Origin of the sequence: Streptomyces sp. NPDC059828 (assembly GCF_042731955.1) — a bacterium.
GTDB lineage: Bacteria > Actinomycetota > Actinomycetes > Streptomycetales > Streptomycetaceae > Streptomyces.
Genome location: NZ_JBHWIW010000053.1, coordinates 22,425 through 41,003, shown reverse-complemented (window position 1 = coordinate 41,003; position 18,579 = coordinate 22,425). Strand labels below are relative to the sequence as shown.

Genomic DNA, 18,579 nt, shown 5'->3' with positions numbered 1-18,579 from the left:
CGTCGGTGCTGCGGCCGAATTGGTCGGTGGCTCGGGGCAGGACGGTGTGCGGCCCATCGCTCAGGGCGACAGCAGGGGCGCAGCTCCAGGTACCGTTCACGGCCACGACGGTGGAACACAACGTGGTGTTCCCTTCGAGCACGGCGACCGTGGTCCCGGGCTCACCCGTCCCGGTGAACGTCGGCGTGCTGTCGGTGAGCACGGCCCCGTTGGACGGATCGTCGATCACCGGGGCGGTGGGTGCGGTGGTGTCGATCGTGATCGTGATCGGTGTGCCGTCGGTGCTGTTGCCGATCCCGTTGGTGGCTCGGGGGAGGACCGTGTGCGGCCCGTCGCTCAGGGCGACAGCAGGGGCGCAGCTCCAGGTACCGTTCACGGCCACGACGGTGGAACACAACGTGGTGTTCCCTTCGAGCACGGCGACCGTGGTCCCGGGCTCACCGGTCCCGGTGAACGTCGGCGTGTCGTCGGTGAGGACGGCCCCGTCCGCCGGGCTGGTGATCACCGGAGCGGCGGGATTGGTGGTGTTCAGCAGCACCGACACCGTGGCTGCACCAAAGTTGGCGGTGCCCAGGTCCTGATCACCGTCGCCGTCCAGATCCGCCGCAGCCAACGCGATCGGATCGGTCCCGACGGGGAAGGGGACCGGGGGCGCGAAGACACCACTCCCGTTGTTCAGCAGCACCGAAACGGTGCTGGCTCCGTCGGCGGTGGCCAGGTCCTGGTCACCGTCATCGTCCAGATCCGCCGCCACCACCGCGGCCGGCGCGGTCCCGGTGGCGAAGGGGGTTGCCCCCGCGAAGAGCCCTCCCCCGGTGTTCAAGAGCACCGAGACCTGATCGTCGCCGGCGTCGGCGGTGATCAGATCCTGTCGGCCGTCACCGTTCAGATCCGCCGCAGTCACCGAGACCGGAAAGGTCCCGACGCCGTAGGACACTGCGGTGGCGAAGGTACCGTCCCCGTTGTTCAACAACACCGACACCGTATTGCCGATGGTGTCGGCGGTGGCCAGGTCCTGGTCGCCGTCACCGTTCAGATCGGCCGCGACCACGGAGAACGGTACGAGCCCGACACCGTAGGAGACTGCGGTGGCGAAGGTACCGTCCCCGTTGTTCAACAACACCGACACCGTGTTGGCGAGGGTGTCGGCGGTGGCCAGGTCCTGGTCGCCGTCACCGTTGAAATCCGCTACAGCAAGCGAGTTCGGGTTGGCCCCGACGCCGTAGGTGGAACCGGAGCCGAAGGTACCGTCCCCGTTGTTCAACAACACCGACACGTTGTTGTCGATGGAGTTGGCGACGGCCAGGTCCTGGTCGCCGTCGCCGTTCAGATCGCCCACCGCCACCGAGGCCGGCGCGGTCCCCACGCCGTAGGTGACCTGGGGAGCGAAGGTACCGCTTCCGGTGTTCAGCAACACCGACACATTGTTGTCACCGGAGTTGGCGACGGCCAGGTCCTGGTCGCCGTCACCGTTCAGATCCCCCGCAGCCACCGAGGCAGGCAACGTACCGACGCCGTAGTCGACTGCGGGAGCGAAGGTCACGGTGGCGGCCCAGGCCGTACCGGCAGTGGGGAACACCACCAGGGCCAGGGCCATCAGCAGAGCCGTCAGCACGGCTCGTGCGCGCCGTGGCGCTTTGGGCACCCCGGCGTCCTCATCACACGCTCTGGGCAATGCCTTCTCCCTTGTTCCGGCGGGCGGCAAGGCCCGGGGCGAGTGCTAGGCGACGTGTCGGACTCAGCCACGCCAAGGGAGGCTGTCCCGGCGGCGCCTATTCGCTGACCTGGGTAACCCACACTTCCGAGGAACGATGCCGCTCGCCCAAGCCCACTTCTGCTCAGTCGGCGTCATTCGCCCACGCGGAACCACACGCCCGGCACAGTCGCACCCAACCGGCACAGGACCAGCCCCATGGTGTCGAGACGAAGAACCGCATGCCGGGAACACCCTGCCCACGGCGCATTCCCACACCCACTCGACACTCCTCCACCCTGCACGGAGAACACCCGACAAGCCCAAGGAATGACGAGTAAGCCGATTTACCCACGACCTTGATCATCATGGAGATTCGTGGATGAAATTGCCTAGGCCGTGCTTCCGGCATCACGCGCAGCGAAACCCCGCACATCAAGGCGTTCAAGGCGCCCTCCTGGAAGGCAAAGATGCAGGTAGGAGCCGCTGGCTACAGCCCCCGTCGCTCCCCTGAAGCGGGTGTCGCAGGTTCGAATCCTGCCGGGGGCCACAGCCTGCGTAGCGGGTCGGAGAGTTGACGGACCTCGTTCTCTTCGGACAGGGACCGTCTTCGTGGTCGACTGCCGCATGGATGCCACATCCACGCAGCGGCACCCCGACCCCGTCACTTGATTGAGGGAGGATCCACTGCATCGAGTACGGCGGCAGTGATCCGAGCTCGGGCCTGCCGCTCCGGGGCGCTCACCGGGGCGGTTTCTATGCCAATAGTTCGAAGCGACCGGTGCGTAGGGTCTCGTGGTTGGCGAACAAGCCGTCGAGGTGGAAGGTCCGGTCCAATTCGGCTGACCATTCAGCGTCCGGCAGGTCCGTATAGGCGTCGCATCTCACCATGCGCGCCCGGGCGGCCTGGGTGAGGATCCACCGTGCCTGCTCCTGACTGTTCGACACCCGGCTCCACATGCTCCGGGCCAGACTCCACAGGTCGTCACCCCGAGCGGCGCCGGTGACGGCGATGATGGCGATGTCCCCGAGGCCGCGAGGGTCGCTGGACTGGGTGGTGTACGCGACAGTCAGCCCTTCGAGGGGGAAGAGGGTCACTCGGGTGCGTCCCTTGATCTGGTCGGGTTGTTGAGGCACCGCACGCTCCGTTCTTGTGGCGAGTGGGCGGGCCGCCTGGTCCTTGACGGCCCGCCCCGGTCGGGTGGTCAGCAGCAGGGGCCGTCGCCGCAGCACGTCGGCGGGTTGCACTCCGCGGCTGTGCCCCACAGGGATTCATCGACCACCAGGCCTGCCGCGCGGATCCGGCCGACGACGTCGCCCATCAGGCCCTGCGTGCGGGTCTTGCTGTTCGGCGCATGATGGAGGTAGTAGCCGAACTGCTCCTTGCACCACTGGGTGTACTCGGTGCTGTGGAGCATGAAGGTGTGCCACCCGGGATCCACCGTCGCGGACGGGGCCATGGTGTCCCCGGACCGGGTGGTGCCCATGACCCAGCACAGGGCGATGGCCTGGTCCTGGATCCGCTCGGCGACGCTCCGCTCCAGGCCGTACTCCTCAGCGCAGAAGTCGACGAGCCGGTCGAACAGGCCGGGTGCGACGAGGTCGCGTCCACGACGCAGTTCCACAGCTACAGCGGTCATGCGATGCTCCTTGGGTGTGTGCTCGGTACGAGGCCATTCCTCGCGCCGTCGTGCACATGCCGGGCTCTATGGGCCCGCTCCGTCTCGGTCGTCGTCCTGCCAGGGAGTTCCGGCCGGGACGGAGATCTACGGCCGCTCGCCGCCGCTCCCGCCGTCGGTGGGCAACGCGCGGGAATCTCAGCGGCGCGTTCGGTCAGGGCACACGCGAGGGAAGTGGACGACTCCGCCAGCGGCCGACGCGGTGTGGATGTCCCGCGTCTCGTGTGGCTGGTCCGGGCTGATCGTCTGATCGCACCTCGCGCAGATCACGACGATCACCGGTCCTGAAGGTTCTCGTAGTGGTCGCACAGCGACAGCACCGACAACGCGACCTTCCGCGCATGCCGACGAGCACCCTCCGGACCGAACCCCGGGGGCGTCGTCACCCGCAGGCATGCCCCGTCCACGGCGACCTGCGCCACCTTCGCCGACGAGTCACCGAGCGGGGCCCGGGAGATGAGCGCCTGCACCTCCGGCGCAAGCAGATCCACGAAACCGCGCATCGCGGGGACCACGTCCACCGCGGCCCCCTCGTCGGCGAGGACCTCGCGGGCGACGTCCCGCATCGTGGCGAGGTCAGGTGGCGCGGCTGCCGTAGCTCGCGGTGACGCCGACGGTGGGGGCAGCGCTGGCGTCGAACTCCGCACATTGGCCTTCACGATGGGGCTCCCTCAACTACGCTGAGTTGCTCACTGTCACTGATGATGAGCGTAGGAAGCGGTGCGCTGCGGAAGTAGTGACAGTGAGTACGGGATTCCTCCGCTGCTGAGGGCCAAGAGGTGCATCCATGGGCAGTAACAACCGGTCAACCCCGACCAACGGTCAGGGAACGGCCGCCCGCCACGGCGGCATCGTCTCCGGCTATGTACTACGACTGGTACGCGAGCAACTTGGCTACACCCAGGAGACCCTGGCTGAGCGCATGCGCGTAGCCGCCGACACCCTCGCCGGATGGGAATCCGGCCGCCGCCCCCTCACTGCCGTGCCGGTCGGACAGATGCTCGTTCATCGACATCGGCTACTTCAGCTCGGGGCTGCTCCCCCACTCCTGCTCGCCCTCGAACGAGCAATGGAGGCCGACGTGCTGCTGTCGAGTGCGCTGGGTGGGGAGAAACCAGCTGACCAAGACCCGCTCGGTGCGTGGGTCATGCAGCGCGATCTCGTGGAAGTGCTCACCTGGCCGCTGAACGGGGTGGCCCCCACCCCGCTACGAGACCTGCCTGCGCCAGCTCGCCCACGCCGGGGCCCAGTACCCAAAGGCCCAGAGCTCGCGGCGGCCGACCGACGACGGTTCTTCTCACGCATGCGGCGCATTGCCGAGAGCGCCCGAGGGGCCGAACACTTTCTGCTTCGCCGACAGGCCCTCTACCTGGCCGGGTACGACTCTGCCCCGGACACCGGCGACTGGCTCGCCCACCAGCAACGCACCGAACGTCCCGACGGCTGGCTGACCCATTGGCTCAACGCTCGCTCCGTTGCAGCTGTTGCGGCTCGGCAGGGCGACCGCGACCGCATGGCCCACTTCATCGCCGCTCTTGACGGGGATGACGCGAGCGAGGCCGCGAACCTCAACTACTGGGCATATTGGATCGGCGAGTCTCCACATGTGCAGCTGTCGGACAGCTTCATCGCCACTGAAGATCCGGGCGTCTGGGCCGGGGAGAAGCTGCTGCACCACCTCGTACGCGGGCTCAACCCCGAGCACGGATTTGTCGATCTCAACATCCACACCCTGTGGGCGCTGCTCGCGGCCCGGCCGAACCTCCTGTCCAGCGGTGCCAGCCGCGCCTTACGCGATCGACTCCCCGTGATGTTGGATAGCTGCGTGCCGTCGGCGCGAGCCCGCCGCGAGCTTGAGAACATTCGGTACGCGATCCGCCTTTCCCGGGCGTGAGAGGAGACCAGCTGTGGCTGACGACCTGACCGGAGTGGCGCACTTCCTGTACGAGGCGGGCACACTCAAGCAGACGCGCCGCACCGGCTGGTGGATGGCCGGGGTCCGCGACCCCGAGACCGTGGCTGAACACTCTTGGCGTACCTCCCTGATCGCCTCGATCATCGCGAACCTGGAAGGAGCCGATCCGGCCCGCGCTGCTTTCCTCGCCGTGTGGCACGACTCGCAGGAGACACGAACCGGCGACGTGAACCACCTCGGCAAGAAGTACTCCACGGCGGCTGACCCGCAGGCTGTGACCGCGGACCAGGTGGCCGGCATGCCGGAGCATCTGGCCGCGATGGTGCGCGATCTCGTCGCGGAGTACGAAGCCAAGGAGTCCCGGGAATCTATCTGTGCGCGGGACGCGGACAAGTTGGAGTGCATGCTCCAAGGCCTGGAGTACCGGTCGCAGGGCTACGAGAGCGCACAGCGGTGGATCGACAACAGCCGCGCCCGCATCGTCACGGAAACGGGCCAGCGGCTGGCAGACGAACTCTTGGCACAGGGGCCGTTGGACTGGCTGCGTGCCACCCTCGGCGAGTCGCCTGCGGGCTGAACAAGCGCGAAACCGCCCCCTGCCCGGCCCGCAGGCCAGACAGGGGCACGCGTCTGCGATGTCAGCCCCGCCGCTACGAGGCGAACGCCCGCGCCAGCGACCGGAGCGCCCTTCATGACTCCCCCGGCCGAGGGCAGGTGGATGCCCGCTCTCGTACAGCGGCAGAGCGGGAACGGGTGGCTCAGCGTCTCGCTGCGCCACCCGCTCTCTCAATGAAGGGCACGGCCTGCAACACGCTTCAGCGGGGAGCGGCTCATGTGCCATGCCCTTCAATCAACACGACGGTTGTGCCACAACCCTCGCGTCACTTCCTCTTCTGTCCAGGAGACCGAGGGAATCGGTCGTCCCTGGCCACATGGCGACCCAGAGACCCGCCGCCGCCGGGGTGCGCGGAGTGTGTGGTCAGTTCGCGTTCACAAGGTCGTGCGCGGGGACGGTCACGGTGCGCTTGCCGGGCTCGCCGCCGAGGACCACCTTCCGCAGGGCACTGTTGTTGTCGAGGTTGGTTTCCTTCAGCCGCTTGGCCGGGTTGGCCAGCACCTGGATGTAGTAGGTGCCGTTGGGCACGTCCGTGATGTCGAACGACTGTCCCGGCAGGTTCTGGGTGTAGGTGTCGCCGGAGCCGACGTCCAGCACCTCGCGGACGGAGATGGAGTTCTCCTGACCGCAGGCAGTGGACAAGTCGGTGTTGTACGGATGCCAGTTGGCGTTCTTCACCGTGTAGTCGACGGCGTCGGTGTTGGCCAGGCAGAAGGCTTCCTTGCCGCTGCGAACCGCTTCCTTCTTGTCGGCCTTCAGCAGCCGGTAGCTGGCGAAGTCGGTGAAGTGCCAGTGCACGTGGCCGGGACGCGGGTCCCACTCCATGGTGCCGGTCGGGGTGTAGCCGACCTGCTTGCCCTTGGCGTCGTAGAAGTACTGGAAGGCGTCCATCTTGGCCTTCCCGGGCGAGCGGAAGCCGTCCACCACGAGCTGAGCCGGGCCGGCGTTCCACACGTTGGCGCTGAAGGCCAGGTAGTCCTTGCCGGGGATGTTCTGGTCACCGTCGCTGATGGTGATGCCGTATGCCGGCAGCGACCGCAGGTCGGGCTTGGGGACGTCCGGGACGGAGGCCTTGCCGGTGGGCCGCTTGGAGAGCGGCGTGAGGGCGGGCGCCTTGCGCGAGCCGTCGGTCTGCCCGGCGGTGTCGCCGGCACGCATACCGGCGCGCGCGGCCTGCTGCTTCTTCAGCGCCCACGGCAGGGCCGGCGGCGCGGCCTTCAGCGGGCCGTGGCCCACGTTGTACGAGGGTCCCGCGCCGCTGGTCTCCGGTGCGCCGGCCTGGGCGGGCGTCGGAGCATGCCCCGGCCCGTGCCCGGCGTGACCGGCCGGAGTCTGGTGGGCAGCGCCGTGACCGGCCGGGGCCTGGTGGGCAGCGCCGTGACCGGCGTGCTCCCCAGCGGTGGCCGAACGGGCCGCCGGGGTGCCGGGGTCCTCCCAGCTGCGCTCCTCGACGGTGACGTTCACCGTCGCGGGCTTGTCGGCGATCCCGAAGAGGTCCCGGTACTTCTTGGCGACTCCGACCTTGGCCGTGTACGTGCCGGCGGCGAGCTTCACCGGCTGGGTGTAGGAACCGGCGTAGGTGTTGGCGGCCCAGCCCTTCTCGACACCCCACACGGAACCGAGGGTGAAGGCGTTGGTGGGGCAGCTCTCCGGATACTTCGATTTGGAGGGCGCATCGGGTCGGACCCGCCCGCTGGCGTTGTTCGGGCAGAAGCTCTCCGTCCGGCTGACGACCTTCTTGCCCGCCTTGTCGGTGATGGTGATCTCCGCAAAGCCGGGCAGCCCGGAGAAGTCCTTCACGGTGCCCTGGGGCAGAGTCTTGGCTCTGGCCTTGCCGCCCTCGTACACGGTCTGGGTGATGGTCACCGGGTCCTTGTAGGACTTCCGCGTCACCTTGAGCTCCAGCGGTCTTCCCTCCGCTGTCAGGTAGGTGCCCAGATCCAGGTAGACGCCCGGCTCCTCCTTCCAGGAGGTGAGCGTGACCGAGTTGGTGGCTGCGATGAGACTCAGCTTGGGCCCAGTCGCGGCCTCCGCCTTGTCCGGCGTGGCGGCCATGAAGCCGGCCGTCACGGCCATGGCGACGACGGCCGTGGTACCGGCGAGCAGCGGACGCCGCAGCCGGGTGGTGCGCGTAGTGGTCATCGTTCCCTCATCCTCCGGATGCTGTGAGAAGGAAGCGGACAGCGGGCCACGCGGCCCGACGGGACAGGACAACCGTCCGGCCGGCGCGTTGAGAGGCACTCGCTGCGCTCGTGCGGTGAGAGGAGGGGACTGGGAGCCCGGTTGTCCGGAGAGTCGAAAACGTCGGGATGTTGGCCGAATAGCGCCGCTGTGGTGGAAACACGCTGTTGCCGGCACCGGGGCACCCCCCGGGGGACGGAAGGTCGGGAGGACGTTTGACGCAGCCCGCCGCCCATCGGGCCGCTTTACGGTGATCCCGGTCCGGAATGGGCGCGGAAGCTGCCGGTCCGCGGCCACGGATCAGGCCCCGCTCTGGCTGGACGGCCGGACATGACGGCCTACGGCACACAAGACGTCCAGCGTCCCCGGCCGACTGACGCACACAACGGCGAGTGCCCCACCCCCCGTCCGGCGCATTACGACGGGGGGGTGGGGCACTTTCGGGTTCAGCGAGCGAATCGCCGCCGGCCGGCTAGCCGGTGGCGTCCTGCCGCCTGCGGCGCATCCACCACATCAGGGCCGCACCGGCGGCGGCGACCGCCGCTGCGATGCCGGAGATCAGCCCGACCGGGGTGTTGGAGCCGGTGTCGGCGAGGCCGCCGTTCGGATCCGGCCTGTTCGCCGGCGGGGTCGCCTTCCCGTCGTCGCCCGGGGTGGGCGGGTTCGACGGCGGATCGGTCGGCTTCGGGTCTTCCGTCGGGGTCGGAGTGGGGTCCGGGCCCGGGTCCTCGGCGCCGGACTCGATGTCGCCGCTGCCGCCGAGGTAGAGGGTGTCGGTGTCCCGGTAGGACACGTCATCCGACTGGAGAGAGGTCTTCGTCGTGGTGTCCAGGGTGCGGTGTTCGACGTTGAACCGGGTCTGGGTGATGTTCCGCTTCGGCTGCTTGGAGAAGTCCACACCCCCGACGCCCTGGTTGAAGACCTTGCCGCCGTACTCCAGCTCGAACCACTCGATGCCGTCGCGCAGCGACTTCATGTACCTCTGGTACACGTCTTCGCGGGTCCACTTGTCGTGTGGGGCACGCAGCGGCCACGCGGAGACGTCATCGGAGTTGATGATCTTGCGGAAGTCGGTCGGTGCCTTGGCATCCTGCTGGCGGATGTACTCGGCCGCGACACGCGAGGTGTAGACGGCGCGCAGATCGGCGTAGCGCTTGTCGTTGTTGACCCGCTCCTCCATGAGGGGAACGATGTTGGCGCGGACGCTCGCTTCCATCGACTTCTTCTGCGCGTCGGTCAGGCCCTTGCACTCGGTGCTGCCGGGCGCTTCCCACTCGATGTCGAGCCACTGGGTGGACACCTTCAGGGGCGCGTCCAGGATGTAGATTCCGCCGTCCTGCTCGCGGACCTGCGCGGTCTTGGGCTCCGCCCAGAACCGGACTCCGGGGAAGCACGGAAGGCCGTTCTGGCGGGGGGCGTTGTCCCAGTACCGCTTGCCCCCGGCGTGCTTCTTCGGGTTGAGGGCTTCGGCGAAGTCCTCCTTCATCAGGTAGTCGGCCTCGAGCAGGACCCGGCCGGCGTCGGTCTTGCCGAACTTGGCATCCATGATCTTGTCGGGCTGGTCCGGGTTGAGGTTGACCCAGAACTTCTCCGGAGTGAGCGCGAGCCAGGTGAACAGGGCGTCGGAGGAGAGCTGCATGCGCGCCTCGCCGCCGAAGCCGGGGTTCTCGTCGGGGTTGGGCATCTGGTCGGCACGCATGGAGTACTGCATGCCCTTGCCCTTGCCCAGGCCGCCGACGTACCGCAGTTCCAGGGTGGTGAAGTCGACGCCGCCCGGGCCGCCGCGCGGGAGGGTGCCCCGGGGGTCGAGCCGGCGGGCGTCGGCCTGGATCCTCCTGGCCTCTTCCAGGGTCTTCCCGGAGCCGTTGATGCGGTCGTTCAGCGGGCCGCGTGTGCCGCACGAGGACGCGGCAGCGAGCTGCATCCGGCCCTGGCCGCCCTGGCAGCCCGGGGCGAACCACCGCTGGTAGTCGGAGTATCCCCGGATGGGCTTGGTCTGCGGAACGGGGTTGTAGATCCGCTGGTTACCGCGGACCTGGTTCGTCTGACCGGGCCGTAGCCGGTTGACGTACCGGTTCAGGTTGTCGATCTTCTTGCGCTGGCCCTCGGTGAACGGCTTCGCGCCGGTGAACCGGAACTTGTGGTCCGGCATGAACCGGGCGATCTTCCGGTCCTTGCCGAGCTGCTTGTTCGTCAGCTCCGAGTTCGACTTGAACTCGTTGAACTCCTTGGTCTTCTGGTTGTAGGCGTCGTACCGGCGCGTTTCGACGACCTTGCCCTGTGCGTCGATGAGCTCGACGGTGACCTCGCAGAGCCAGTCCGGCCCGACCAGGCGGAAGTCACGGACAAGCTGGCGTTCGAACGCCGAGCCCTTGTGGTTGTTGGTCTGGTTGCGGATGAACCGGTGCTCGAACCAGTGGTCGAAGCTCAGGCCCTCCGTGTTGTGGAAGTACCGGGCGTAGATCTCGAACTTGCGGTCCTCCGGGTCACCGGACTTGTCCGCGGTCTTCTGCCACGCCTTGTAGTTCTTCTCGGTGTCGTTCGAGACCTTCGACAGGGCCTTGGTCTTCTCGGCAGCCGTCGGCGGCTTGACCCCGTCATAAGCCTTGCCGGGCAGGTCGTAGTTGAAGTTCTTCGGGTTGCCCTGCCAGGCGGAGAAGTTCGAGCCGGTGGGGTCGTTGGGGAACCCCGAGTTCGTCGGCGTGCTCTGGTACTGCTTGCCGAGGTTCTTCGTGTCGCAGCGCTTCGCGCCGGGCTTGATCCTGGCCGCGACGGCGCGCGGCGCGGCGGTGGCGCTGTCGATCTCGATGCCGGGCAGACCGGTCACGGTGACCGCCGAGGCGATCCCGAACACGGCTAGAACGCGGCCTGCCAGACGCCACCGCTCGGGTATGCGCAGTGCTCTGTTCAAGTGTGATCTTCCCTCACGTGTGGGGCCTTGAGGGGATACGGGGCGGCGCGCGAGGCCCCCGTGACATGTACGCGTCGCCCGCACCCACCCTAGACCGATCCGCCGACGGGCAAGAAGCGGATAAGGCCGCGTGTCGGCATGTCAATCCGGTTACACACAAGGAAAGTTGAAGTGCCGTCAGCCGTTGAAGTAGAGGGACTCCATGTGGCTGGTGGCGTGCTCGCTGTGCCGCACCCGCAGCAAGGAGGCCTCCAGATCGGCCCTCCCCCACGGGTCCGCGCCGGCGAGGCAGGCCGTGGCGAGGGCGCCCCAGTCGTTCTGGTTCGGTTCGTCGTCCAGGTCGAAGTACACGTCGAGGTCTTCGAGGACCTCCGTGGTGATTCCAATGGCGGACATCACCGCCTGCGGGTCGCCGGTCACGACGAACGGTTCGTCACCGGGCCAGCCGCAGGCATGGAACATGGTGCCGTCCGGCAGCCACACGAGGTCTTCGGTGTGCTCGGCTCCGCAGTGCACCTCGACCCGGCCCACGATCCGAGCGTCGGGGAAGCGCTCCCGCAGCCGAGTGGCCTCCGCCAGAAGCGGCATGCCGTTGCCGTCATCCGCGAACGCCGGATCGGAGACCGACACGAGGTTCCCCCACGCCCCGGCCCACACGAGGTCCAGATCGGCTCTCGTGGCGACCGTGATCGTGTCGCTCTGCTTACGAGGGCCGAGATCTTCGACCACGTCGTCGATCGCGTCCAGGGAGCGAGCGAACTCCGCAGCCCTTGCCGGGTTGTTGGGTGGAAGGTCCTCGATCTCGATGGTGAACGGCGGGTGCAGAACGGTCAGTTCGTAGCGGACACCGCTGCCATGGGTCATCCGGTCGGGCGAGGAGGTCCAGAAGTCGGAGTCAGACATGCCCGTCACCGTAACGGGGTTCCTTGTCCGGTGGGTGGGCGGCTGGTTCGTTCTTCGTCATGAGCGTGAGGCATGAGACCGTCTTGTCGTGGCGGAGATGACCAGTGGGTGGGAGAGGGCCTTGGCCGGGGCCTCGTCTCGTTCGTGGTCGGAACGCGTTCGCGCCGGACACGACCTCGCCTCCTTCGCTGAAGCTCCCGAGGCTTCGGCAGCGTTGGTGGAGCTCCTGCTGGACAGGGAGAACACGGCAGTGACCCGGCGGACGGCGGAAGCTCTGGTCCGGGTGGGGACGGTGGTCGCCATAAGACTCGTCGCCCTCGCGGTCGCCGGGGCCGACGACGACCAAGCCGACTGGATGCAGACCGGGGTGCATGACGCGCTCGCGGGAACAGACGGCGCGCCGGACGTCGCAGCGCTCTGCAGGCAGCTCGCCCGGGACCCGGAAGCAGCCGTCCGCCGGGGCGCATCGGAGATCTCGGCATGGGCGGAGGACGCGGGGGGCTGATGTGAGCCGAGCTGTCTACGGGCTCCTTCGTGCTGCGTTGGCCAGCAGGAACAAAGGTGGGCAGCCAGGCCGGGAAAACCGGTCGACGGCCCGGCGCTCCACGGGCGAGGATGCGGGGCTGTCGCTCACCCTGCCCGGAGGTTCCGTGGGATCCAGAGACGCCGACATCGACTTCGCTTTCACGTCCCCGACCTCCGTGTGCGCCGTTCTGGACGCTTTGGCCGGTGCGGGGTGGTCTGCGGCGACAGCGCCCGGGGGCATCTCGTACATGATCAACGACGCGGCTGACATGTACGAGTGGTACGACACCACGCCCGACGGCATCGGCGAGGCGCTGGCACTGCTGGACGAGCCGGGGAACCTGCCGTACACGGTGGCCGTCAACGTCTACCACCCGGAGGCGGGGACAGGCGGCATGCTCATGTTCCTGCCCGGCCGCACGGACGTCTCCTTCATGCCCACCATGGACCGTCGGCACATCCCAGCGGCCCCGGAATTCACCGACCTCGCCTGGTACCTGCACGCCCTCGTGCCCGCCCTTGTCACGGCCGGGCTCGAAGGGTACGAGGCCAAGGAGATCCGGTACTGACGGACCCGCACAGCCGTAAGCCCGGCAACAGATGCGGCGGCCTGCGGCGGATCCCGGACCTTGAGCGGGGAACGCCGCAGCACCGAGATCAACTCCCTTGCGCACACCGTCAGGGTGCGGTGCGGTTCCCTGTCACGCGTGAACGATCCGCCGGGGACGCGGATGCCCGGTTATGACGGGTGCTGCCGCCGAGCCGGTCCCTGTGGACAACCCCGAGCGCACCGGTTCGGTGTATTGAGGCAGAATCTGGGAGATCGAAGGCCTGACGGCAGGTACCAGACCCGGCATGGCCACGGAGCACAGCAGGCGTGGGGACGGGGAATGGCCGAACCGGAAGTCCGGGGCTTGGCCGCGGGCCGCTATCAGCTGAACGAGCTGATCGGACGCGGCGCCATGGGGGCGGTATGGGCGGCCCAGGACGTGAAGCTGCGCCGTGCGGTCGCGGTCAAGGAGATCTGGGCACGCGTCGATCTCGCCCCCGAGGAGTGGCGTCGGCGGGCGGAGCGCGCGCTGCGGGAGGCCAGGGCCGCGGCACTGGTCCAGCACCGGAACGTGGTGGAGATCCACGACGTCGTCATGGACGACGGCCGGCCGTGGATCATCATGGAGCTCGTGGCGGGACGTTCCCTCGCGGAGGAACTGGCCGTCGGTCGCGTGACGGTCGGCGACGCCGCGCGCATCGCCCGCGAGGCACTGGAAGGGCTGATCGCGGCCCATGCGAACGGCGTGGTGCACCGCGATGTGAAGCCGTCCAATCTTCTGCTGGCCCGGTCCGACGGGCGTACCGTCCTGACCGACTTCGGCATCGCCGCGGTGACCGGCGCAGACACCCTGACCGTGCCGGGCGCGATGATCGGCACACTCGACTACCTGTCGCCCGAACGCGTCCAGGGTCTGAGAGCCGTACCGGCGTGTGATCTGTGGTCCCTGGGAGCGACCCTCTACGAAATGGTCGAAGGACGTTCTCCGTTCCGCCGCAACAGCGAGTTCGCCACGCTCCAGGCCGTGCTCGACGGCACGTACGACCCACCCCGGAACGCCGGTCGCCTCGGCGAGGTCATCGAAGGCCTGCTCATCAAGGACCCGGCGCAACGGATCACGGCCTCGGTGGCCCGGTCCCTGCTGATCGCCGCCGAGCACCCCGAAGCACCGGCCGAGGCCGCCGCATCCGCTCGTGTCCCCGGCGACCGGCGGCGATCCGGGTCCGGAACCGGCATGGCCTCCGAGGAACGCCGGACCGTCGCGCGGGCAGACCGGCACAGACCCGTCCGGCCCGAAGACCCAGACCCGGCGCAGGTTCCCGGCCGCGCCTCCCGCCGCTGGATCGCCCGTGCGCTCATCGGCTCGGCGGTCATCGCCCTGGTCGCCGCAGGTATCTATGCCGTGCCTCCCCTGCTGGCCCGGAAGTCTCCGGCTCCCTCCAGCAGCCAATCCGCAGCGCCGGTTTCACCCGCAGCCGCCCGCCCTGGATTCCGCGCGATCAGCGATCCGGCCGGATTCACCATGGAGATCGGCAAGGACTGGACCGGGCCATACGCCGACAAGAGCCGCATTTTCTACTACTCGGCGAGCAAGGCCTACGGGCTCGGGGTCCATCTGAATCCGGCTGACGGAAAAGGGGACCCCTATGCCGAGCTCTCGGCACAGGACAACGGCGGCACCGGCACCTCGGCGGTCGGCGACTACCCGAAATACCGGCGGGTTCGCCTGGAGCGGCTCGAGCACAACGGTGCATCCGCCGCCATCTGGGAGTTCACCTGGTACGACGCCGCGTCCGGCGCTCGCCGTCGCTCGATCGATCTGCGGTACACGGAGAACGGGCGGACTTACGACTTCTGGGTCGCCGGACCCGACAGCGAGGTCCCCGGCATCCGGAGGTACTTCGACGTGGCTCGGGAGAGTTTCTCCCCCACGCGGACAGAACACGGATAGACATCGGGGCGCCACGCGTGGAACGCGGAGCGCCCGGTGTTCACCGCGCCGACAGCCCGGGGACCGCGCCGGGTGGCATCCGGACAACCGCGGTCCCGCCGTCGAGATCCACCGTCGTCCGGTTCGGTGGCGCCCCGTCCTCCTCGTCGTCGCGCATCAGAAGGGCGGACTGGCGCTCCTTCAGCTCGGTCTGCTTGCCCGGCGAAAGGCTCGCGTGCAGTTGCTCGAAGCCGGTCGCCGAGATCTGGCCCTGCCGGGCCGCGTTCCGCCACGGCAGAAGGCCGGACCTGCCCGCACGCAACAAAAGCTGGTCGACGAAGGCCAGCAAGGTCAGCAGGATGACCAGTCCGGGCAAGGTCATGAAGACGAGGAACGCCATGCCCCCAGTATCCCGGTGCACCCGAGAACCATCCGGTTCCCCGGTGCACCAGCAGCTGCACCGGGCAGTACGACGCCGGCACCGGGACCCGTGCTCGGCAGGTCAGGGCTCAGCGTGCTCCAGTGCGTGGTTCCACGCCTCGACGGAATCGGGGGCCAGCAGTGGCGCGACCGGAGCCTGGAGGAATTCGTTCTCCACGAGGTAGAGACCCGCGGTGCCGGCGTGGCCGGGGAAGAGGGTGTGGAGGCGGGTCATCACGGTGTCCGGGGCGGCGTCGTCGGTGTCGAGGAGGCGGCGGGCGAGGATCTTGCGGTTCCAGACGTCGATGCCGAAGGCGGCGGGGTCGCGGGAGGCGTGGGAGGCGATCACGGCGGCGGTGTAGGGGCCGACGCCCTTGATCTCCTGGACGGCCGCCATGAGGTCGTCGGAGGCCCGGAGTTCCTCGGTGCTGTGGTCGCGGAAGAACGCCGCGTAGTGCGGGAGGCTCTTGGCGCGGAATCCGAGCCGGTCCCGTTCCTTGAGGGTCTCGGGCGGGACCTGGGCGATCTCGTCCGGGGTGAACCAGGCGCGCAGCGTGATGCCGTCGAAGTGGACGAGCCGGCCGTAGTGCACCAGCAGGTTGCGGGTCATCTGGGTGGTGCGGGCGATGGTGACGTTCTGCAGCAGCAGTGCGATCACGGCGATCTCGAAGTGGTCCTCGGGGCAGGACTGCCGCATCCCGCCCAGGACGGTGAGCGCCTCGCGCATGGCGGGTACGCGGGCGGCGAGCTCGGTGAACGCCGCCTGGTCCTCGTCCAGGCCGTAGGAGGCGACGATCCGGCGCCTGAGGTGCTCGCGGTGGGCGGGTTTGTAGTCGCCGTCGGTGTGGACGTCGGCGATGACCGTACGGTCTTCGGCACGCAGCCGTACGCCGGTCACGAGGTCGCCGACCCGGAAGGTGCGCCAACTGCGCTGCTCTGTGTGGGCTTCGAGCCCCGTGGCGTAGTGGGACGGCTTCCAGAACGTGTGCAACGCGTCGAACGGACCGTCGCCGGTGACGGGGAGTTCGAGGGTGTCGGTGTGGTCGAGGGTGCGGGGGGTCACGTCATGCTCCTGGGTGGCGGCCATGGGTCGAGCGGAGGCGGGAGTCGTCCTGGGGCAGTCCGGGGGTGGGGACGGCGCCCGGGGGTTCGGTGGGGGCGTAGCGGGCGAGGGTACGGCGCAGTTGGTCGACGAGGGCGGTGCGGAGCGCGGCGGGTTCGGTGACTTCCACGTCGGGGCCGTAGCTGGTGACCAGGGGGATGAGCCACTCCCAGCGGTCGACGAACAGCACGATGGTCAGCGACCCGTCGTCGTGTTCGTGGACCCGCGAGGTCGACTTCAGGCTCAGGCGCAGGAGTTCGTCCCGGGCTGCGGGGCTGACACGCAGGGTGACGCGGAGATCGCCCTTGCCGTAGTCCTCCATGGCCCGTGCCCACCATTCGCGCACGGAGAAGTCCTCGGGGTAGGCGAAGGTGAGGTCGGTGGGCTGGAGCCGGTCGACCAGGTTGAGCCGGAAGCGAGTGGGGCCGCCGGTGGTGCGGGCGGCGACCATGTACCACTCGCCGGCCTTCCAGACCGCTCCGTACGGTTTGATCAGCCCGGTCTCCTGGCGGCCGTCCTTGGTGCGCCAGGTGGCCTCCAGCGCTGTCGCGGTGAGCATGGCGGTACGCAGCACGGGGAGGTGGCCCGAGCCTTCGTCGCGCCAGTACCAGTCCGCGGTGTCGAAGTGGATGCGCTGGGCCAGGCGCCGGATGACGTCCTGGACGGTGTCGCTCACCCCTGCGGCGCGGGCCCGTTCCTCCACGGGCTCGGCGGGGTCGGGTGGATCGAGGAAGCCGAGGACGTACAGCCGCAGGGCATGGTCGGAGTCGATGGTGAGCGGGTCGAGGGCGGTCTCGGCGGCGAGCCGGTAGCCCCCGACCCTGCCCGGGCAGGCCTGGATGGGGATTCCGTGCGCGGTCAGGGTGGTGACATCGCGGTAGATGGTCCGCTCGGTCACGCCGAACCGGTCGGCGAGCTCCCTCGCGGGCACGTTGGTGCGGCTGCGGAGCATGTGGACGATGCCCAGCTGCCGGGCCCGGGCCGGGTCGACCGTCACCGGACCGCTTGGAGGGGATAGACCTGGCCGCTGGCATACGACCAGTGCGCTGCGGTGGCCAGCTCGACGCAGACGGCGGCGACTTCGTCCAGCGCCAGTGCGCGGCCCCAGGGCAGCTGGGCGGCGTAGGCCTCGGGGTCGGTGACGCCCTTGAGGGCCATGACGTGCCGGGCGAGCGGTGAGTCGATCAGCGACGGGGCGATCAGGTTGACGCGGACGCCGTGCCGCTCCTCTTCCTTGGCGAGGGTCACGACGAGGGATTCGAGTGCGGCCTTGGCCGCGGTGTAGGGGCCGTTGTTCGGGCGGGCGGCCCGTCCGGCGTCGGAGCCGACGGCCACGATCGATGTGCCGTCGCGCCGGGCCCGATCGGCCAGGGCATGCCAGGTGCGGACGAGGCTGAGGACGTTGGCCTGATGGACGCTTTCGAACTCGCTGACGGGGGTCTCGGCGACCGGGCGTTTGCCGGAGGGCGCGCCTGCGCATGCGAACACCGCTCGCAGAGGTCCGGTGTGGGTGTCGACTGCCTGTCGCAGGGCGGAGGTGGAGGTGTCGTCGGCGGAGTCGAAGTGCACCCAGGTGGTGCGCTGGTCGGAGAGGGACGGGCGGGTGTTGTAGGTGGCGACCACACGCCAGCCGTTCCCCGTGAGCCTGCCGTGGATCGCGTTGCCAAGAGCCCCGCTGGCGCCGGTGACGACGGCCAGCGGGGCACGGTCGGATCGGGGTGTGGTCACCGGCCGCTGGCCTCCGGCTCGGCGCGCGCGTCGGGGTGGTCGGTGTCCCACATCTCGGCGAACCGCAGCTGGCCCGCCGGGATGCCGAACAGCGCCCCCACCGCCCGGGCGCGGGCGATGGCCTCGGTGTCGCCGCGCGGGATCTCGACCACGGTGCGCGGGAACGCCACCAGCATCCGCTCCTCGTCCAGCAGGTGCGCGTAGTACAGCCGTGGCTTGAGCGCGGCGGCGAGCTCCAGCGCCAGCCCCGGGGCCCGCTCGGACGGCACGGTCAGCTCGATGATCTCGACCGGGGTCCGCTCGTCCATCAGATGCGGATAGCGGCGGTCCTCCATGCCGGAGAACGTCTCGGGCAGCGAACCGCCGACGAGACTTTCGGTGATCACCACGGCGCGCAGGGTGGGGCTGGACACGTCGGCCGGCTCC

Annotated in this window: 17 protein-coding genes; 5 read left to right on the top strand and 12 right to left on the bottom strand. The window is 68.8% G+C overall.

What is annotated here, in order from left to right:
* The 4 genes from ACFV6V_RS26380 to ACFV6V_RS26365 form a co-directional block, all read right to left on the bottom strand.
* The coding region (locus tag ACFV6V_RS26380) for an FG-GAP-like repeat-containing protein (RefSeq protein ID WP_385569576.1) at window positions 1-1,645 on the bottom strand (1,645 nt) is incomplete at its 3' end.
* 804 nt (window positions 1,646-2,449) lie between these two features.
* A complete protein-coding gene (locus ACFV6V_RS26375) occupies window positions 2,450-2,830 on the bottom strand; it encodes a hypothetical protein (protein WP_385569573.1) in 381 nt (126 codons plus the stop codon).
* A gap of 68 nt (window positions 2,831-2,898) precedes the next feature.
* The gene (locus tag ACFV6V_RS26370) at window positions 2,899-3,333 is read right to left on the bottom strand and encodes a hypothetical protein (RefSeq protein ID WP_385569571.1); all 435 of its coding nucleotides are present in this window, start codon (window positions 3,331-3,333) and stop codon (window positions 2,899-2,901) included.
* 314 nt (window positions 3,334-3,647) lie between these two features.
* Complete coding sequence (locus ACFV6V_RS26365) at window positions 3,648-3,938, bottom strand: DUF6415 family natural product biosynthesis protein (RefSeq protein WP_385569568.1); 291 nt, start codon at window positions 3,936-3,938, stop codon at window positions 3,648-3,650.
* Window positions 3,939-4,159: 221 nt separating this feature from the next.
* On the opposite strand from ACFV6V_RS26365, the gene ACFV6V_RS26360 reads away from it, so the two are divergent.
* Both ACFV6V_RS26360 and ACFV6V_RS26355 read left to right on the top strand, forming a co-directional pair.
* Window positions 4,160-5,266, top strand: coding sequence for a helix-turn-helix domain-containing protein (locus ACFV6V_RS26360; protein ID WP_385569566.1), 1,107 nt, complete (start codon window positions 4,160-4,162; stop codon window positions 5,264-5,266).
* 13 nt (window positions 5,267-5,279) lie between these two features.
* Complete coding sequence (locus ACFV6V_RS26355; protein WP_385569563.1) at window positions 5,280-5,864, top strand: HD family hydrolase; 585 nt, start codon at window positions 5,280-5,282, stop codon at window positions 5,862-5,864.
* A gap of 402 nt (window positions 5,865-6,266) precedes the next feature.
* Here the strand turns inward: ACFV6V_RS26355 and ACFV6V_RS26350 are convergent, their stop codons facing one another.
* The 3 genes from ACFV6V_RS26350 to ACFV6V_RS26340 all read right to left on the bottom strand — a co-directional run bounded on the left by ACFV6V_RS26350 (window position 6,267) and on the right by ACFV6V_RS26340 (window position 11,898).
* Window positions 6,267-8,045 (bottom strand): lysyl oxidase family protein, encoded by a 1,779-nt coding sequence (locus tag ACFV6V_RS26350; RefSeq protein ID WP_385569561.1) that lies wholly within the window; start codon window positions 8,043-8,045, stop codon window positions 6,267-6,269.
* Window positions 8,046-8,556: 511 nt separating this feature from the next.
* Window positions 8,557-10,995, bottom strand: coding sequence for a hypothetical protein (locus tag ACFV6V_RS26345; protein ID WP_385569558.1), 2,439 nt, complete (start codon window positions 10,993-10,995; stop codon window positions 8,557-8,559).
* 177 nt (window positions 10,996-11,172) lie between these two features.
* Window positions 11,173-11,898 (bottom strand): DUF6333 family protein, encoded by a 726-nt coding sequence (locus ACFV6V_RS26340; RefSeq protein WP_385569556.1) that lies wholly within the window; start codon window positions 11,896-11,898, stop codon window positions 11,173-11,175.
* Between the two features lie 97 nt (window positions 11,899-11,995).
* Here ACFV6V_RS26340 and ACFV6V_RS26335 point away from each other — a divergent pair, with 97 nt between their 5' ends.
* The 3 genes from ACFV6V_RS26335 to ACFV6V_RS26325 all read left to right on the top strand — a co-directional run bounded on the left by ACFV6V_RS26335 (window position 11,996) and on the right by ACFV6V_RS26325 (window position 14,924).
* Entirely contained in the window at window positions 11,996-12,403 is a 408-nt protein-coding gene (locus tag ACFV6V_RS26335; RefSeq protein WP_385569594.1) for a hypothetical protein, read from the top strand.
* Window positions 12,404-12,548: 145 nt separating this feature from the next.
* Window positions 12,549-12,992: a hypothetical protein gene (locus ACFV6V_RS26330; RefSeq protein WP_385569554.1), complete on the top strand. Its 444-nt coding sequence runs from the start codon at window positions 12,549-12,551 to the stop codon at window positions 12,990-12,992.
* Between the two features lie 321 nt (window positions 12,993-13,313).
* Window positions 13,314-14,924, top strand: a complete 1,611-nt coding sequence (locus ACFV6V_RS26325; protein ID WP_385569551.1) for a serine/threonine-protein kinase — start codon at window positions 13,314-13,316, stop codon at window positions 14,922-14,924.
* A 40-nt stretch (window positions 14,925-14,964) separates the two neighbouring features.
* On the opposite strand, the gene ACFV6V_RS26320 is transcribed toward ACFV6V_RS26325, so the two are convergent.
* From ACFV6V_RS26320 to ACFV6V_RS26300, 5 genes are all read right to left on the bottom strand, one after another.
* On the bottom strand, window positions 14,965-15,303 hold the full coding sequence (locus ACFV6V_RS26320; protein WP_385569548.1) for a DUF6191 domain-containing protein: 339 nt from the start codon (window positions 15,301-15,303) through the stop codon (window positions 14,965-14,967).
* Between the two features lie 102 nt (window positions 15,304-15,405).
* Window positions 15,406-16,386 (bottom strand): DNA-3-methyladenine glycosylase family protein, encoded by a 981-nt coding sequence (locus ACFV6V_RS26315; protein WP_385569546.1) that lies wholly within the window; start codon window positions 16,384-16,386, stop codon window positions 15,406-15,408.
* A gap of 1 nt (window position 16,387) precedes the next feature.
* A complete protein-coding gene (locus tag ACFV6V_RS26310) occupies window positions 16,388-17,422 on the bottom strand; it encodes a helix-turn-helix transcriptional regulator (RefSeq protein WP_385569543.1) in 1,035 nt (344 codons plus the stop codon).
* Entirely contained in the window at window positions 17,419-18,153 is a 735-nt protein-coding gene (locus ACFV6V_RS26305; RefSeq protein ID WP_385569541.1) for an SDR family NAD(P)-dependent oxidoreductase, read from the bottom strand. Before ACFV6V_RS26305 ends, ACFV6V_RS26310 begins: the two co-directional genes overlap by 4 nt.
* Complete coding sequence (locus ACFV6V_RS26300) at window positions 18,150-18,566, bottom strand: hypothetical protein (protein ID WP_385569539.1); 417 nt, start codon at window positions 18,564-18,566, stop codon at window positions 18,150-18,152. The genes ACFV6V_RS26305 and ACFV6V_RS26300 overlap by 4 nt, the downstream gene beginning before the upstream one ends.
* Window positions 18,567-18,579 lie beyond the last annotated feature (13 nt).